The organism is Mucilaginibacter frigoritolerans, assembly GCF_007830615.1.
Taxonomy (GTDB): Bacteria; Bacteroidota; Bacteroidia; order Sphingobacteriales; family Sphingobacteriaceae; genus Mucilaginibacter; species Mucilaginibacter frigoritolerans.
In genome coordinates this window covers 331,039-346,163 of the sequence record NZ_VLLI01000005.1, presented here as the reverse complement: position 1 = coordinate 346,163, position 15,125 = coordinate 331,039, and the positions used below count along the sequence as shown (strand labels likewise).

The window sequence follows — 15,125 nt, the reverse complement described above, 5'->3', positions numbered from 1 at the left end:
TTTAATTACATTACAATTGTTTCTTAGCAAACACCAGTTCCAGACTGACAGAGATGTCATCGTCAACAAGGTTGTCTTTCATGCGTGCAAAGAAGTCCCATGATGTCGGCTGTGGTTGATGATTGATATTCCAGTTTGCGCGGCTAATGTTCGTGTTTGCCGTTGCTGTAATCGTACTGCCATTCTGCTTCATAATAGTTGCAAATTCGATGGGTTTAGTCACACCTTTGATGGTCAGCTCACCCGAAACCCTATAGGTAGCAGCAGTATTCTTTTCCGGAAGGATCTGTTTAACGAGCATGGTGGCTGTAGGATATCTTGATACAGCAAAGAAGTCTTCGCTGCTCAGTTTATCGTCAACGTTTTTTCTTCCGCCAGCTGTGGGTTTGTCGATACTCCTCATACTGTTCATATTTATATTGAAAGTACCCCGTGTAGGCCAGCCGGCGACAATGTTGCTAAGGGTGCCCGAATTAAATAATATGAAACCATTATGCCGGTTTTTGGGAGCCTTCCAAAACAGTTTACTCTTTTTAACATCGAGCTGGTAAACAACATCCTGAGCGCTTTTTTTTTGTTGAGCCAGTACGGGAAAGTAAAATACTCCTGCCAGCAAAATAATCAGACCGCATAAGACATTTTTTTTATTTTTCATATCATATCAAAATTGATTCAGCGAATCTACTTTGATATTTTTCGGCTTGAGAGATTTGGATTGTAAATAAAAATGTAAACTTTGTAAATAAATCGCAAATATTATGTTTGATAGCCGAAATCTCCTCTCTGGGAAACGCAAGTACCTGTGTGGATTGATATTACTCTCGTTTATCTCTGTAATCTGCGCGGCTTTCAGTATGACCGGGAGTGACGACTTTGATATCGCCAGAAGGGAAGTTTTGCTCCGCAGGATCGGACATGAGCTACTCTTACAGTCTGGCGACAGTACGTCGAGGGTGCTGCCGGTAAAAAAGATCGCAGAAAATGAATACCAGATCACGTTTGAGAATGATCTTACTTTTCAACCGGACTCCCTGGTGAATACTACCCGGCGTTTGTTGGCCAAAGACCCGCTCGCACGTGATTATGTTGTTAACGTTCTGAACTGTAGCAACTCCAGTGTAGCCTATGGATACGCTATATCCCAAAATACTAAAGATGATATTGTAGCATGTATAGGAAGAGAACAACCCAGAGCATGTTACATGATCAACATTAAATTCAAACCGGCAGGCATAAATAACGCAAAGAATGGATATCTTCTGGGCAGCCTGCCATTTTTAGCATTTGTTGGTTTTATTTTTTTGAGATCTGTTAAGCCGCGGAGAGCCTTACCTAACGATCAGTGCACCAAGATATTCACTTTTGGCTCGGTGTTGTTTGATGCGCAGGAGCGGCAACTGGTAATAAATAAAAAGACCATAGACCTAACTGGAACTGAAACACGTCTGCTGCTCATTTTCGCGTTGTCTCCTAACCAGACTATAGAGAGAAGCCGTCTGCAAAAAGAGATCTGGGAAGATGAAGGTGTTATTGTGGGGCGTAGTCTGGATATGTTCATATCAAAACTTAGAAAAAAATTGGAACTTGATCCGAATATCAACATTGTTGTTATACGCAGCAAGGGATATAAGCTTGAAGTTGGCTCTTAAGAAGAATCTCCCCGCCCTGAAATTGATCTTATCAGACTTCAATTGATATTTGTAAAACTTTATCGTGAACTACTAATATGATATAATTAAAAGGATTATCCTTACCAGAGATTGAACCAAAACGATTTTTTCCGAGCGATGAAGCCACATTAAATATTCACTAAAAACTAAAACCCTTTCTACTCAATGTAAAGAGTTTTTTTTCAGATTTTTAGCCCACGCTGTCCCAGTTTAGCCCATATTTCTTATAACTTATTGATTTACAGAATGCATTATTTCACCATCCCACAGTGTTTCTTTTGTGTCATGTATTCGCGGGACAACACTTTCAAGAAGAACGGGTTTTGATTTAAAAAAACAAAGCCCTTCGACGTATCGAAGGGCTTTTCCAAAGTACCCAGAGCCGGGGTCGAACCGGCACAACCGTGAAGTTATTGGTGTTTGAGACCAACGCGTCTACCGATTCCGCCATCTGGGCCTTTCCTGTATGAACGGTGGATTAGTTCGTTCAAAAGCGGGATGCAAATGTATTCAAACTCTCTTTAATACGCAACAAATATTTTTGTCTATAATAACAATCTGCAATTTCATTCAATCTTTCTTCTTTAGCAGTGTCATTCAAATGGGCATAGCCGCTCGTGGCACTCGTGATCTTTTGGTTAATATCATCCTCAACAGCAAGTACTTCTGCGGTGATATGACCCAATTCAGTTGCAGAGTCCACTTCCATCAGGCGCTCATTTACATCCATCATTTCCATTAAAAAATCTGCTGGAAGTTGTGGTTTTGCACCCTCTTTTAGCAATTCATGGAGCGATAAAACGTATTCCAGGCGCTTGTAAGGGTCAGAAAGCGTCTGATAAGCCTTGTTATTTATGGTGGAAAGTTCTAATATTTCCTGTTGTTTCTCGTCATCTTCATTGGCATAAAAGTCTGGATGGTACTTCTTGCTCAACTCATAAAACTTCTTCTTTAATAAAGCAGCATCAGGTGTAAACGATTCTTCGATACCGTAAAACTCAAAGTAATTCATGCTGCAAAGGTAGTCCTAAAGTGTAGAAGTAGGTGAGCCTGCGGGTGAAAAATGGTTTAGGACTTACAATCCCAAAGACCGCCCTCACATTTTTGCTGGATTACCAACTCGCTGACTTCTCAAAATAATTCTCATCTTTACGCAGTAATTCACAAAACATACACGTTATTTTCAAACGCAATGCTATTTGATCAGATGCGGCAGAAGCCGTTTTTTATATTAGGTCCCTGTGTAATGGAAAACCAGGAGCTGTTATACACCGTTGCCGAAAAGGTAGCCGAAATAGGGCAGAAGTACAATGTTCCTGTTATTTTTAAATCATCATTTGATAAAGCTAACCGGACGTCTATCCATTCTTATCGCGGTCCGGGGCTTGAACACGGTATGGAAATGCTGTTGAAAGTAAAAGAACGCTTTGGCTTGCCAATGACTACTGACATTCACGAGCCCTTCCAGGCTGAAATTGTTGGCCAGGTGGTAGATATATTACAGATCCCGGCATTTTTATGCCGTCAAACTGATCTGCTGGTTGCTGCGGCTAAAACTGGTAAAATTGTGAATGTTAAAAAAGCACAGTTTTTATCAGGACAGGATATGTTTTATCCTGCACAAAAAGTAATAGAAGCCGGAAACAACCAGGTAATTTTAACCGAGCGTGGCAACATGTACGGCTATAATAACCTTGCAGTTGATTTCAGGAACATTTATGATATGAAAGCCTTTGGTCATCCAGTTTGTATGGATTGTACACATTCGGTGCAGCGCCCTGGCGGTGCAGGTGGCAAAACCGGTGGCGACCGTACTTTTGTACCGATGATGGCGCTTGCTGCTAAAGCCTTTGGTGCCAGTGGCTATTTTATGGAAGCCCACCCTGATCCTGACCATGCCCTGAGCGACGGGCCTAACATGGTTCGCCTGCATGAGCTGGAAGAAGTAATTAAACCGCTATTAGGATAAGCCTAAGTTTTTGATTTTTACAATTAGCAGCATTCTTTGATAAATGAAAGAAATTGCAAAAAGGGTTTTTGATACAGAAATTGACTCCTTAAAACACGTTGCCAGCCTTATTGATGATGAGTTTACCAAAGTTGTTGAGGTAATACTGAAAGCCAATGGCAAAGTTATCGTTATCGGTATTGGTAAATCCGGAATTATTGGTAAAAAGGTAGCGGCTACTTTGGCCAGCACTGGCACGCCCAGTTTTTTCCTGCATCCAGGTGAAGCCTTTCATGGTGATTTGGGTATGGTGGGCGGTGATGATATGGTGATCCTGATCTCTTATTCGGGCGAGACCGATGAGGTATTAAAATTGATTCCATTTTTAAAATGGAATCAAAACACTATTATTGGTATAACCGGTAACCCTAATTCAACCGTTGCGAAAAACAGCCATTACCACCTTAATGTGAACATTAAGCAGGAAGCCTGTCCACTGGCTTTAGCGCCCACTTCATCTACCACAGCAACTCTGGTTATGGGGGATGCCTTGGCGGTTGCATTGATGGAATCGCGCCAGTTTCAACATGAAGATTTTGCCCGTTTTCATCCCGGTGGAAGTTTGGGCCGTAAATTATTGATCAAGGTAAAAGACCTTATGCGAACGGATAATTTGCCTTTCATCAGCGAGACGGCTTCTTTTACAGAATTGTTGCTTTGCATGTCTGAAGGTCGTTTAGGAATGGTTATAGTTGGTGATGCACAGGATGTTAAAGGAGTAGTTACAGATGGTGACCTGAGACGTGCCTTGATTAAAAACCCAGATACCACCACTCATACAGCAATAGATATGATGAGCAGATCACCGATATTTATTGACGAAAACGAGTTCATCCATCATGCCGAACAGTTGATGATAGAAAAGAAAATTACAGCCATTCTGGTAGGTTCTGCGAGCGACAGAAAGGTGAGCGGTATTTACCAGATTTATAATCAATAGGAGTACAAATTGGATGGACTTTCTTTCAGTCCATCCAATCCAATTAAACTGATGCCAATATTTCACGATCAGCTAAACAGAGAGATATCATTAGCATCCGTACCTAAACGGATTATTTCTGTAGTGCCTTCGCAAACCGAGCTTTTGTTTTACTTGGGTTTAAATGAGGAGATCATCGGCATAACGAAATTCTGCATTCATCCTCAGGATAAATTTAAATCTACCATTAAGATTGGCGGCACAAAGCAATTGGATATTGCCAAAATAAAATCACTTCAGCCCGACCTGATCATCGCCAATAAAGAAGAGAATGAACGTAGCCAGGTTGAAGGCTTAATGGATATTTGCCCGGTTTGGATAAGTGACATCAGCAACCTTGCAGGTTCCTTGAATATGATTGAAAGGGTAGGAGTCCTGGTTGGCAAAGCCGCAGAAGCAAAAATATTAAAGGATGATATTGAACAAGGGTTTAATAAGCTAACCCTAAAGCCTTGCTTAAGCACCGCTTATTTCATTTGGCGCAAACCTTATATGGTGGCAGGACAAAATACCTTTATAGATGATATGTTGCAAAAATGCAGCTTAATGAATGTATTTAAAGCAGACAGGTATCCGGAAATAAATGTGGATATGTTGATAAGCGCCGATCCGAAGGTAGTTTTGTTATCTTCAGAACCTTATCCCTTTAAAGAAAAGCATATAGAAGAGCTTAAAGCGATACTGCCTGATGCCATTATAAAACTGGTGGATGGTGAAATATTTTCGTGGTATGGCAGCCGTTTATTGCATGCCCCGGCATATTTTGAATGGTTGAACAAAGAATTAAACAATTGATTTTTATTGAGGATCAGGCATTAAGGTAATAGATTAAGATTTTTTTTAATTTCAATTTTTAAATCTGCTATTTTAATCTATCTTTGCAGCCTCTTAAAAATCAAAAACGCGGAAGTGGCGTAATTGGTAGCCGCACCAGACTTAGGATCTGGCGCCGCGAGGCGTGGGGGTTCGAGTCCCTTCTTCCGCACTTGAATGTTTTAAAGCCGTTAACTGAAAAGTTGGCGGCTTTTTTGTTTAAAAATTGCGTCATTCAATCTTCTCAACCCATTGGCTTCGCCAGGTCGGCGCTTCAAAAGGGTCTGCGAAGTACTGTGTCTCGTGTACAACTTTACCGTTACGAAACTCCATAATACTTACGGTGAATGCTGGTTTCCCCTGATAGGTGATGGTATATTCCGTGATCCAAAGATTACCTTTTCCCAGGACTCTCCTTACATTAAAGCCTGAAGGCTTACCCGGATGATGACTGCGTAAAGCCTGCAAATTACTCCGTCCGAAGATTCGTTCGCCCGACTGCGGATAATCACAAATGGTATTATCATCATAAATATCATGCTCTGCGTTTGCATCACCAATTGCAGATGCTTGCCAGTGCGCATCCAGCGCTTCACGTATTTGTTCTTCTTCCATGGGATGTTACTTTATTTGCTTTTCCCGGGGATGATATCAGGGACACCGGTGGTCACAAAAATATTATATGTTAAATCAACTTTCCGCTTGCCATCCATCAAACTTGCAATCAAACTGGTAACCAAAATCCCACATTGTCTGATTCCAACTATTAATTGCCGATAAACTCATTTCTATAGGATCGGTTATACCTGATATCTCAAAATTAGCATCGTAATCCGAAATCTCTAAAGAATCATAAGCCGGGAATTTTTCTTTAAGCTGTTTTTTAAAAGCTGTTGCTTTAGCTTTTTTATCCGTAACAAAAAAGAACTCCACAGGCAGCATATCGGTTTGCTTTACATTATCCTTGTAAATTCTTTTTAAAACATCTTCATTAGTACCAAGGTCGATATCTTCTTCATGCAATTTTTGGTCAAAAAATGTGTTTTGCATATCGTGATTAATTTCATCTAATCTATTTAATTTTTTCTGTTTTTACCACAATCAATTACTACTTATAATTTGACTTAATACGGAAAAATAACCCCAACAACAATAAGTCAGATGATCAGATCTATATGTTGAAAATAACTAACATCCAATATCTTATAAACATTTTTAAAATAAAATCACTCAGTATCATTTATTTGAAAAAGCTCTTTTATCCACATCAGCCAAAACATTCCTATCTTTATCCCGTAAACCTATTTTTATCCTTTCATAAGGAGCCATATTTTTAAAAACGCCATGAATAGTTATATTCCGTCATCACCTGCCTTCAACCTAAAAAAAATCGTTGTAGCTTGTATCATCATTCTGTGTTCCGGAAACGTTTTCGGACAGACTGATACAACCCACAAAATTGACCGTAAATGGTGGAAAGAAGCAGTGGTTTATCAAATATATCCGCGAAGCTTTAAGGATAATAATGGTGATGGTATTGGCGATTTAAAAGGAATCATATCGAAATTAGATTATATCAAAAGTCTTGGTGTGGATGTGGTTTGGCTCAACCCCATCTATAGCTCGCCTAATGATGATAACGGTTATGATGTGAGCGACTATCGCAACATTATGAGCGACTTCGGCACCATAGAAGATTTTAACGTAATGCTGAAGGGTCTGCATTACCGTGGTATAAAATTGGTGATGGATCTGGTGGTAAACCATAGCAGCGATGAGCACGAATGGTTCAAACAAAGCCGCAGTTCAAGAACCAACCCTTACCGCGAATATTATCACTGGTTGAATGCCGAAAATGGTAAACCGCCATATCGTTATAGCTTGTTCGATATAAATCATGATGCCTGGCGGTACGATTCCCTGACTAATGCCTATTACCTTCACTATTTTTCGCGCAAGCAACCAGACCTGAACTGGGAAAACCCCAAAGTAAGACAGGAGGTTTTTAATATCATGAAGTTTTGGGCCGATAAGGGGATAGACGGATTTCGCATGGATGCTTTTCAGTATGCTGCCAAAGACACTACCTTCCCGGCTTTCCCGAAGGGATTTGAAAAGAATTTCAATCAATACTATGGCATGGTTACCGGCTTGCACGGCTACTTGCAGCAAATTAACAAAGAGGTATTAAGCAAGTACAACGTAATGAGTGTAGCCGAAGGTGCAGGTAACACCTACGAAGATGCCCACAACATGGTAGATGCCGATCGTCATGAATTAAATATGGCTTATGCTTTTGATGGCGTTAGTATTGCAAAATCTAGCGGGTACAATTTACTAGAGTTTAAGCGGGTATTCAGTAAATGGGACAGCGTTTTTGCTGATAAGGGATGGCTCTCTATCTTCCTGGCTAATCATGACCAGGCGAGGCTAGTAAGCAGATATGGCAATGATAGTCCCGAATTCAGGGAAGTATCGTCGAAAATGCTTTCTACCTTTTTAATGACCATGCGTGGCACACCTTATTATTATAATGGCGATGAATTAGGTATGAGTAACCCAGGATTTACTAAAATTGAAGATTACCGGGATGTATCCTTATTAAACGAATATCATCACCAGCTAAATATCGGCGGTTCTATTCCCGATTTTTTAAAGGAAGCAAAATTCAGCAGCAGGGATAATTCACGTACACCTTTTCAATGGGACAGTTCTGTAAATGCAGGTTTCACTACAGGAACACCCTGGATAAAGGTTAATGATAATTACAAAACCATTAATGTTGCTGCGGAAGAAAAGGACAAGAACAGCTGTTTAAATTATTTTAGAAAACTAACCAAACTACGAAAGGAAAACCTGGTGCTGGTTTATGGCAAATACACCCTGCTGGATAAAGACAACCCAAAAGTTTACGCCTACACCCGCGAACTTGATGGCAAGAAACTGCTCATCGTACTCAATTTTACCAGTACCGTTGCCGAAGTAAAAACCGGATATGATCTGTCAACTGCCAAACTTGTTTTAAGTAATTATGAGGGATCCATATCTGATAAAAGCAAGTTACTGCCATATCAGGCGGTGGTCTATCAAATTCAATAAAGATAAATAAGCATTACGAAGTACAGAGCTTCGTAATGCTTAACTCCATTCAAACCAAAGCTGGTTCCATCTTAGTACTTACACCAATTCTATTCCAGGCATTAATAGTAATAATAGCCATAATAATCTGCGCCAAATAAGCTTCATCAAACAACGCTGCTGTATTGTTATAGGTTTCATCAGATACCTTGTTACTAATTAAGGTAACCTCTTCCGTAAGGGCCAATATGGCTCTTTCCTGTTCGTCAAAAAACGGCGTTTCGCGCCATGCATTAAGTGCGTAAATCCTTTGTTCGGTTTCACCGGCTTTGCGGGCATCGTGGGTGTGCATATCGATACAGTAAGCACAGCCGTTTATTTGTGATGCCCTTATTTTTATAAGGTCCTTGTGTTTGGTGGTAAGACTTGTGCTTTCTACATAATGTTCCATTGCCATCATAGCTTTGTATGCGGCCGGATCTGCCTGGTTAATTTTAATTCTGTTGCTCATTTTGTTTTATTTGATAAATCAAAGTTCAGCAACAAAAGCCCTTCAAAAAATGAACTGAGTTTAAGAAAATCAATTAGCCTATCCCAACCCTCTCGGGAAGAGAGGGCTTTAAATTTAAAAAGCGCGAAGTTTAAGTCCTCTCTCCCGGAGAGGATTTAGGTGAGGCCCCTTTAGCCCTTAGTCTGCTCAAAAACTGTGGTGTGAAGCCCAGGTAAGAGGCCAGCATGTATTGCGGTACGCGTTGCATAAAATCAGGATACAGCCGGGCGAAGTATCGGTAACGTTCCTCATCCGTCATGTTAAAAATAAAACCTATCCTGCGCTGCGCAGCCACAAAAGCGGTTTGCATCATAATACGGAAATAGCTTTCCAGTTTAGGTATCGATTCAAATAGGGGAGACCTGCTTTTTTCCGTAAGCAGCAACAGTTCCGAAGCCTCTACAGCCTGTATAAAACAATTGGAAGGTTTATTGGCCATCAGGCTATCCTGGTCGGCAATCCACCAGTTTTCAATACCGAACTGTATAATTTGCTCGTTCAACTTATTGTTCACCAGAAACTGCCGCATGCACCCCTTCACCACAAAGTAATTTCCTTTGCAATGTTCGCCAGGCTCCAGTAAAAAAGCTTTCTTTTTTAGTTTGATAAGTTCCAGTTTATCACAAAGCGATTGCTCCTCCTGCAGTGTTAGCTGTACGTACTTTTTTATATGAGCAAGCAGCTGCGGATACATGTTGATGAGTAATTATTCAAAGCGACGGGTTTTAAACCCATCGCTTTAATATTGATATTTTATTTACTGTAAAACTTATCCAGAAACAAATAACGAGCACCGTTGGTTTCTGTTTGAAGCTCGGTGTTAGAATTGATATTGATGAACTTTACCACACTGCCATTGGTATTTGGTGTCCACACAGGTAAACCTGCTGCATTCGGATTGCCCGTTTTAACAAAGTTGGCAAAGTAGTTTTGCATAGCTGCCGATACACTATAATCAACAGGTGTCCATGCGTAAACTTTATTGTATTGCAGGTTGCCCATTGCAAACTCAATTTCTGATGCGTGTGAGGCACCTACCAATGCTGGTGGCAATTTATTAAAGATAGAAACAGGATTAACTTCCGGGGGTCTTGGACATGAAAATAAGTAACGGTATACCGGTTTAGTTCCGGTTTTTGTTTGTAAGTCGGCCCATTTCCAGGTGCTGTAGGCTATAAATCTGTCGCTGGCTAATGCAGTGGCCGATTTAATTACCTCTTCTTGTGTTGTTCCGGGATAGAGTTTTAAAACCTCTGCAGCATTATCCCCAAACTGCTGCTTTACCTTTGCAGCATAATTTTCTGGTGTTGGCATATCTCCACCCATCAGCGCCTGATAAGGTACTTCGGTAGAGTTCCAGCCAACCAGCAAGGGCACATGAGCTTGTTCTCCTGCCTCAAAAATGGCAGCAGGTGTTTTTGGCAGAAAATAACCATCCACCGTTGCTGCCAGCCTGAAATTGCCTGGTTTTGATGCATAATCAAGTAATTGCGCCGCTGGAAAAGCGCGTAGGTCGGCCAACGAGTTTGCGTTTAAATTTGTAGCCAGATTTACACCATTTTGTTCTCCCTCGGCCAATGGTATAGCCGGAGCGGTCGGTTTAATCATAGCGCCGCTTTCGCCAATTGCACCGTTAATTAAATCTTTTGAAAGGGGAGAGGCCATCTGTGCAGATACAGAAATAGAACCTGCCGACTCGCCTGCTATAGTTACCAGTTTAGGGTCGCCACCAAAGGTGGTTATATTGGCTTGCACCCAACGTAGGGCCGCATTTTGATCCAGCAAACCATAATTTCCGGATGAATGGTGTGCCGATTCTTTGGTTAATTCAGGATGGGAGAAAAAGCCGAATATGCCCAAACGGTAATTTACAGTTATGGCAATAATTCCTTTTTGTGCCATACTTTCACCATCATAGCGAGTTTCTGAACCATCACCGGCAACAAATCCTCCGCCATAAAAATATACTAACACAGGTAGTTTTTTGGCTGATTGTTTTGCAGGCACCCATACATTAAGGTATAAACAGTCTTCGCTGGTGGTATCTCCGCGGAATATCATATCGCTAAAAACATGCTTTTGCATCGCCATATGGCCAAAATGATCAGCCTTGCGTACGCCTGTCCAGTTGGCAGCAGGCTGCGGTTCTTTCCAGCGCAGATCGCCCACCGGTGGTAATGCATACGGAACGCCCTTAAAGCTATTGATGCCGGTAGCAGCATTGAAGGTGCCTTCTAAAGTGCCATTGCTGATTTTAACCTGCGGATTGTTTTGTGCCATTGCGCTGCTCATCATAAATATCAGGAGCGTTAAAAAACTAAAATAAGTTCTCATAAATTGGTTTAAAATTGATATGGAGGAAATGAAACTGTATTGTAAATTTATAAATTACCAATGTCCCATTATGTAACAATAATAATCAATTATTTAAAAACTAAACATCAATATCATAAATGATCTTATTGGAAACAGAGAGGCTATTATTCAGGCAGCAGGAGCTGAGAGATATAGATGCTTATTGTGCTATGGAGATGGACCCGGATGTGCGCCGCTATGTGGGTGGAAAGCCGCGTACCCGCGAAGAAGCCGAAAACCGATTCCTACCGGGTTTGGTACGCGCTCCGAATAATTTAGCTATGTGGGCCACCATTTATAAGCCAGAAAATAAATACGTAGGCCGATGCGGAATTTATCCACATTTTGATAAAGATGGCAGTCCGATCGCAGGCGAGGCATCATTGGGACTTTATATTGCAAAACCTTACTGGAGTCGCGGATTTGCTACTGAAGCTGGGCGTGCTTTTATTGAATTCGGCTTTAATAAACTGGATATACAACGTATTGTAACCAGTATACAGGCAGGTAACGATGCATCCATAAGGGTAATTGAAAAACTGGGGTTTACGCAGGAGTATTTTGAACAGGGTGAATACAGATCTTTTTATCACTATGAAATAAAGAAAACCTAATAATCTGCAATACTCCACACAAATCCTCCCGGTATTTGTATATTTATCTGATCCAAAATATTCCTTTTATTTTCTTTACCCGTAAAGGATAGAAAGCTTAAGGAAAATTCGGAATTTAGCGCCTTTAATTATTGCTGATGAATATTGAACTGTTTATTCCTTGTTTTATTGATCAATTATTTCCTGAAACTGCCTTTAATACCGTAAAAGTACTTCAAAAAGCAGGATGCACAGTCAACTACAATCCATCGCAAACCTGTTGCGGCCAGCCTGCCTTTAACGCCGGTTTTTGGGACGATGCCAAAGCAATAGGTAGCAAATTTTTAAATGATTTTCCTACCGATAGCGTAATTGTAACCCCATCGGCCTCCTGCACCGGCATGGTGAAAAACTATTATAACGATCTGTTTACCAATACCGCCGTACACAACAAATGCCGCAATGTGCAGGGCAATATCTATGAGCTTTCAGACTTCCTGGTGAATATTTTACAGGTTGACTATTTTGGTGCCGAGCTGGACGGTAAAGCCGTTTATCACGATAGCTGCGCTGCCTTACGCGAATGCAAAATTAAAACCGAACCACGTCAGCTGTTATCAAAAGTACTGGGATTGGATCTGGTAGATTTGATGGACAATGAAACCTGCTGTGGATTTGGCGGTACTTTTGCCGTTAAGTTTGATGCCATATCAACAGCCATGGCGCAACAAAAGGTTGACAATGCGCTTGAGGCAGAAGCAGAATATATTATCTCCACCGATGCATCCTGCTTAATGCACCTTCAAAGCTATATCGACAAAAACAACCTTCCCATTAAAACTTACCACCTGGCTGATGTTTTGGCGATGGGATGGGGGAATGTATAGGGGATTGCGGAAGTCGGAATTTCGATTGCGGAATTAATGAGGTCAAGATTATAGCACCAAAATAAAAACAAAGAATACTTACCGGTAAGTGGCCGGCCACTTACTCTTGTTGGCTACAACATCAAAATTATCCTCTAAAAATCATTACAATATCAACACATCCCTTTCAAAATAATTCCTTAAATTCGCACCACAAAAATTAAAGATCACTTGGTAGGTGATTAAACAAGTAACACAAATTATAAAATTTAAATCATAGTTGTAGATGATTAACATTACTCTCCCTGATGGTTCTGTACGTCAGTATGAAAAAGGAGCAAGTTCCTTTCAAATCGCACAGTCGATCTCTGAAGGATTAGCAAGAAACGTATTAGCAGCAGAAGTAAACGGACAGGTTTGGGATGCAGGTCGTGCTATTGAGCAGGATGCCTCTATTAAACTGTTAACCTGGAACGATCTGCAGGGTAAATCAACCTTCTGGCATTCATCGGCCCACTTAATGGCCGAGGCTTTGGAAGCGCTTTATCCGGGCACTAAATTTGGTATCGGTCCGGCAATTGAAACCGGCTTTTACTATGATGTTGATTTTGGTGATCGCGAATTTTCATCAGAAGAATTTAAAAAGATAGAAGACAAAATTCTGGAACTGGCTAAAACCAAAGAAGAATTTGTACGCAAACCAGTTAGCAAAGCCGATGCTATTGAATATTTTACCGAAAAAGGCGATGAGTACAAGCTCGACCTGATTAAGGATCTGCCTGATGGCTCTATTACCTTTTATACACAAGGTAACTTTACCGATCTGTGCCGCGGGCCGCACATCCCTAATACAGGCTTTATAAAGGCTGTAAAACTGATGAGCGTTGCCGGTGCTTACTGGCGCGGCGATGAGAGCCGTAAACAGCTTACCCGTATTTATGGCGTAACTTTCCCTAAAGCGAGTGAGCTTACCGAATACCTGCAATTGCTGGAGGAAGCCAAAAAACGCGACCACCGCAAGCTGGGTAAAGAAATGGAACTGTTTGCCTTTTCTGAAAAGGTAGGCATGGGCCTGCCATTATGGTTACCTAAAGGAGCTGCATTGCGCGAACGCCTTACAAATTTTCTGCAAAAAGCACAGGTAAAGGCTGGCTACGAGCAGGTAATTTCACCGCACATTGGTCATAAAAACCTGTATGTAACTTCGGGCCACTATGAAAAATATGGTGCGGATTCTTTTCAACCTATAAAAACACCGCAGGAAGGTGAGGAGTTCTTCTTAAAACCGATGAACTGCCCGCATCACTGCGAAATGTATAAAACCAAGCCACGTTCGTACAAGGATCTTCCGGTACGTTATGCGGAGTTTGGTACTGTTTACCGTTATGAACAAAGCGGCGAGCTGCATGGCTTAACCCGTGTACGTGGATTTACTCAGGATGATGCGCACTTATTTTGCCGTCCTGACCAGGTAAAAGAAGAATTTAAAAAAGTAATTGACCTGGTATTATACGTATTTACAGCCCTGGGCTTTGAAAACTATACTGCACAGGTATCACTTCGCGACCCGGAAAATAAGGCCAAGTATATTGGCACTGATGAAAACTGGGCGCTGGCCGAATCAGCTATTATAGAGGCTGCTGAAGAAAAAGGATTAAAAACTGTTGTAGAATTAGGTGAAGCAGCGTTTTACGGCCCTAAGCTTGATTTTATGGTGAAGGATGCTTTAGGCAGAAAATGGCAGCTGGGAACTATACAGGTTGACTACAATTTACCTGAGCGTTTTGAACTGGAATACACCGGAAGCGATAACCAGAAACACCGCCCGGTAATGATTCACAGGGCGCCATTCGGCTCATTGGAAAGGTTTATTGCCGTATTGATTGAACATTGCGCTGGTAATTTCCCGTTGTGGTTATCGCCTGAGCAGTTTATTATTTTGCCTATTTCAGAAAAATATGAAGATTATGCAAAAAAACTTTCAGAATCATTAAAAGATTCCGATATTTGCGGGCTTATTGATTTCAGGGATGAGAAAATAGGACGTAAGATACGTGATGCTGAAGTCAAAAAAATCCCCTATATGCTGATTGTTGGTGAAAAAGAAGCAGCCGAAGGCTTGGTTTCTGTAAGGAGACATGGCCAGGGTGATTTGGGAAGTATGAGCATAGAGGAATTTAAAAAACAAATAATTAAAGAAATAACAGTATAAA

15 protein-coding genes and 2 tRNA genes are annotated in these 15,125 nt (G+C 41.1%); 9 read left to right on the top strand and 8 right to left on the bottom strand.

What is annotated here, in order from left to right; translation table 11 throughout:
- Positions 1 to 10: 10 nt before the first annotated feature.
- Complete coding sequence (locus JN11_RS10675; RefSeq protein ID WP_144912402.1) at positions 11 to 655, bottom strand: YceI family protein; 645 nt, start codon at positions 653 to 655, stop codon at positions 11 to 13.
- 241 nt (positions 656 to 896) lie between these two features.
- Between JN11_RS10675 and JN11_RS10670 the strand changes: the two genes are divergently transcribed.
- On the top strand, positions 897 to 1,649 hold the full coding sequence (locus JN11_RS10670; protein ID WP_246138987.1) for a winged helix-turn-helix domain-containing protein: 753 nt from the start codon (positions 897 to 899) through the stop codon (positions 1,647 to 1,649).
- A 394-nt stretch (positions 1,650 to 2,043) separates the two neighbouring features.
- Here the strand turns inward: JN11_RS10670 and JN11_RS10665 are convergent.
- A tRNA-Leu gene (locus JN11_RS10665) sits at positions 2,044 to 2,127 on the bottom strand.
- A 30-nt stretch (positions 2,128 to 2,157) separates the two neighbouring features.
- Positions 2,158 to 2,682 (bottom strand): Fe-S protein assembly co-chaperone HscB, encoded by a 525-nt coding sequence (gene hscB, locus JN11_RS10660; RefSeq protein WP_144912398.1) that lies wholly within the window; start codon positions 2,680 to 2,682, stop codon positions 2,158 to 2,160.
- Positions 2,683 to 2,862: 180 nt separating this feature from the next.
- On the opposite strand from hscB, the gene kdsA reads away from it, so the two are divergent.
- The 4 genes from kdsA to JN11_RS10640 all read left to right on the top strand — a co-directional run bounded on the left by kdsA (position 2,863) and on the right by JN11_RS10640 (position 5,642).
- Positions 2,863 to 3,639, top strand: coding sequence for a 3-deoxy-8-phosphooctulonate synthase (gene kdsA, locus JN11_RS10655; RefSeq protein WP_144912397.1), 777 nt, complete (start codon positions 2,863 to 2,865; stop codon positions 3,637 to 3,639).
- A 43-nt stretch (positions 3,640 to 3,682) separates the two neighbouring features.
- A complete protein-coding gene (locus JN11_RS10650) occupies positions 3,683 to 4,618 on the top strand; it encodes a KpsF/GutQ family sugar-phosphate isomerase (protein WP_144912395.1) in 936 nt (311 codons plus the stop codon).
- 51 nt (positions 4,619 to 4,669) lie between these two features.
- The gene (locus tag JN11_RS10645) at positions 4,670 to 5,452 is read left to right on the top strand and encodes an ABC transporter substrate-binding protein (protein WP_144912394.1); all 783 of its coding nucleotides are present in this window, start codon (positions 4,670 to 4,672) and stop codon (positions 5,450 to 5,452) included.
- Between the two features lie 108 nt (positions 5,453 to 5,560).
- Positions 5,561 to 5,642 (top strand) — tRNA-Leu (locus JN11_RS10640).
- A gap of 59 nt (positions 5,643 to 5,701) precedes the next feature.
- Here the strand turns inward: JN11_RS10640 and JN11_RS10635 are convergent.
- Both JN11_RS10635 and JN11_RS10630 read right to left on the bottom strand, forming a co-directional pair.
- Positions 5,702 to 6,085 carry a nuclear transport factor 2-like protein gene (locus JN11_RS10635; RefSeq protein WP_144912392.1) on the bottom strand — a complete coding sequence of 128 codons (384 nt, stop codon included), beginning with the start codon at positions 6,083 to 6,085 and terminating at the stop codon, positions 5,702 to 5,704.
- 75 nt (positions 6,086 to 6,160) lie between these two features.
- Complete coding sequence (locus JN11_RS10630) at positions 6,161 to 6,520, bottom strand: ribonuclease E inhibitor RraB (protein WP_144912390.1); 360 nt, start codon at positions 6,518 to 6,520, stop codon at positions 6,161 to 6,163.
- A gap of 294 nt (positions 6,521 to 6,814) precedes the next feature.
- Here JN11_RS10630 and JN11_RS10625 point away from each other — a divergent pair, with 294 nt between their 5' ends.
- Positions 6,815 to 8,569 (top strand): glycoside hydrolase family 13 protein, encoded by a 1,755-nt coding sequence (locus JN11_RS10625; RefSeq protein ID WP_144912389.1) that lies wholly within the window; start codon positions 6,815 to 6,817, stop codon positions 8,567 to 8,569.
- Positions 8,570 to 8,618: 49 nt separating this feature from the next.
- On the opposite strand, the gene JN11_RS10620 is transcribed toward JN11_RS10625, so the two are convergent.
- The 3 genes from JN11_RS10620 to JN11_RS10610 form a co-directional block, all read right to left on the bottom strand.
- Positions 8,619 to 9,059, bottom strand: coding sequence for a carboxymuconolactone decarboxylase family protein (locus tag JN11_RS10620; RefSeq protein WP_144912387.1), 441 nt, complete (start codon positions 9,057 to 9,059; stop codon positions 8,619 to 8,621).
- Between the two features lie 130 nt (positions 9,060 to 9,189).
- Positions 9,190 to 9,792, bottom strand: coding sequence for a Crp/Fnr family transcriptional regulator (locus JN11_RS10615; RefSeq protein ID WP_144912385.1), 603 nt, complete (start codon positions 9,790 to 9,792; stop codon positions 9,190 to 9,192).
- Positions 9,793 to 9,851: 59 nt separating this feature from the next.
- A complete protein-coding gene (locus JN11_RS10610; protein ID WP_144912384.1) occupies positions 9,852 to 11,432 on the bottom strand; it encodes a carboxylesterase/lipase family protein in 1,581 nt (526 codons plus the stop codon).
- A 119-nt stretch (positions 11,433 to 11,551) separates the two neighbouring features.
- Here JN11_RS10610 and JN11_RS10605 point away from each other — a divergent pair, with 119 nt between their 5' ends.
- The 3 genes from JN11_RS10605 to thrS all read left to right on the top strand — a co-directional run bounded on the left by JN11_RS10605 (position 11,552) and on the right by thrS (position 15,124).
- Positions 11,552 to 12,067: a GNAT family N-acetyltransferase gene (locus JN11_RS10605; RefSeq protein WP_144912382.1), complete on the top strand. Its 516-nt coding sequence runs from the start codon at positions 11,552 to 11,554 to the stop codon at positions 12,065 to 12,067.
- A gap of 137 nt (positions 12,068 to 12,204) precedes the next feature.
- A complete protein-coding gene (locus JN11_RS10600) occupies positions 12,205 to 12,933 on the top strand; it encodes a (Fe-S)-binding protein (protein WP_144912380.1) in 729 nt (242 codons plus the stop codon).
- Between the two features lie 265 nt (positions 12,934 to 13,198).
- The gene (thrS, locus tag JN11_RS10595; protein ID WP_144912379.1) at positions 13,199 to 15,124 is read left to right on the top strand and encodes a threonine--tRNA ligase; all 1,926 of its coding nucleotides are present in this window, start codon (positions 13,199 to 13,201) and stop codon (positions 15,122 to 15,124) included.
- The last annotated feature ends 1 nt before the right edge of the window (position 15,125 follow it).

Bases quoted from the DNA above. Each gene is read 5' to 3' on its own strand.
- thrS (WP_144912379.1), top strand. From the start codon at position 13,199: ATGATTAACATTACTCTCCCTGATGGTTCTGTACGTCAGTATGAAAAA.
- JN11_RS10615 (WP_144912385.1), bottom strand. From the start codon at position 9,792: ATGTATCCGCAGCTGCTTGCTCATATAAAAAAGTACGTACAGCTAACA.
- hscB (WP_144912398.1), bottom strand. From the start codon at position 2,682: ATGAATTACTTTGAGTTTTACGGTATCGAAGAATCGTTTACACCTGAT.
- JN11_RS10620 (WP_144912387.1), bottom strand. From the start codon at position 9,059: ATGAGCAACAGAATTAAAATTAACCAGGCAGATCCGGCCGCATACAAA.
- JN11_RS10650 (WP_144912395.1), top strand. From the start codon at position 3,683: ATGAAAGAAATTGCAAAAAGGGTTTTTGATACAGAAATTGACTCCTTA.
- JN11_RS10600 (WP_144912380.1), top strand. From the start codon at position 12,205: ATGAATATTGAACTGTTTATTCCTTGTTTTATTGATCAATTATTTCCT.
- kdsA (WP_144912397.1), top strand. From the start codon at position 2,863: ATGCTATTTGATCAGATGCGGCAGAAGCCGTTTTTTATATTAGGTCCC.
- JN11_RS10630 (WP_144912390.1), bottom strand. From the start codon at position 6,520: ATGCAAAACACATTTTTTGACCAAAAATTGCATGAAGAAGATATCGAC.
- JN11_RS10605 (WP_144912382.1), top strand. From the start codon at position 11,552: ATGATCTTATTGGAAACAGAGAGGCTATTATTCAGGCAGCAGGAGCTG.
- JN11_RS10635 (WP_144912392.1), bottom strand. From the start codon at position 6,085: ATGGAAGAAGAACAAATACGTGAAGCGCTGGATGCGCACTGGCAAGCA.
- JN11_RS10675 (WP_144912402.1), bottom strand. From the start codon at position 655: ATGAAAAATAAAAAAAATGTCTTATGCGGTCTGATTATTTTGCTGGCA.
- JN11_RS10610 (WP_144912384.1), bottom strand. From the start codon at position 11,432: ATGAGAACTTATTTTAGTTTTTTAACGCTCCTGATATTTATGATGAGC.
- JN11_RS10645 (WP_144912394.1), top strand. From the start codon at position 4,670: ATGCCAATATTTCACGATCAGCTAAACAGAGAGATATCATTAGCATCC.
- JN11_RS10625 (WP_144912389.1), top strand. From the start codon at position 6,815: ATGAATAGTTATATTCCGTCATCACCTGCCTTCAACCTAAAAAAAATC.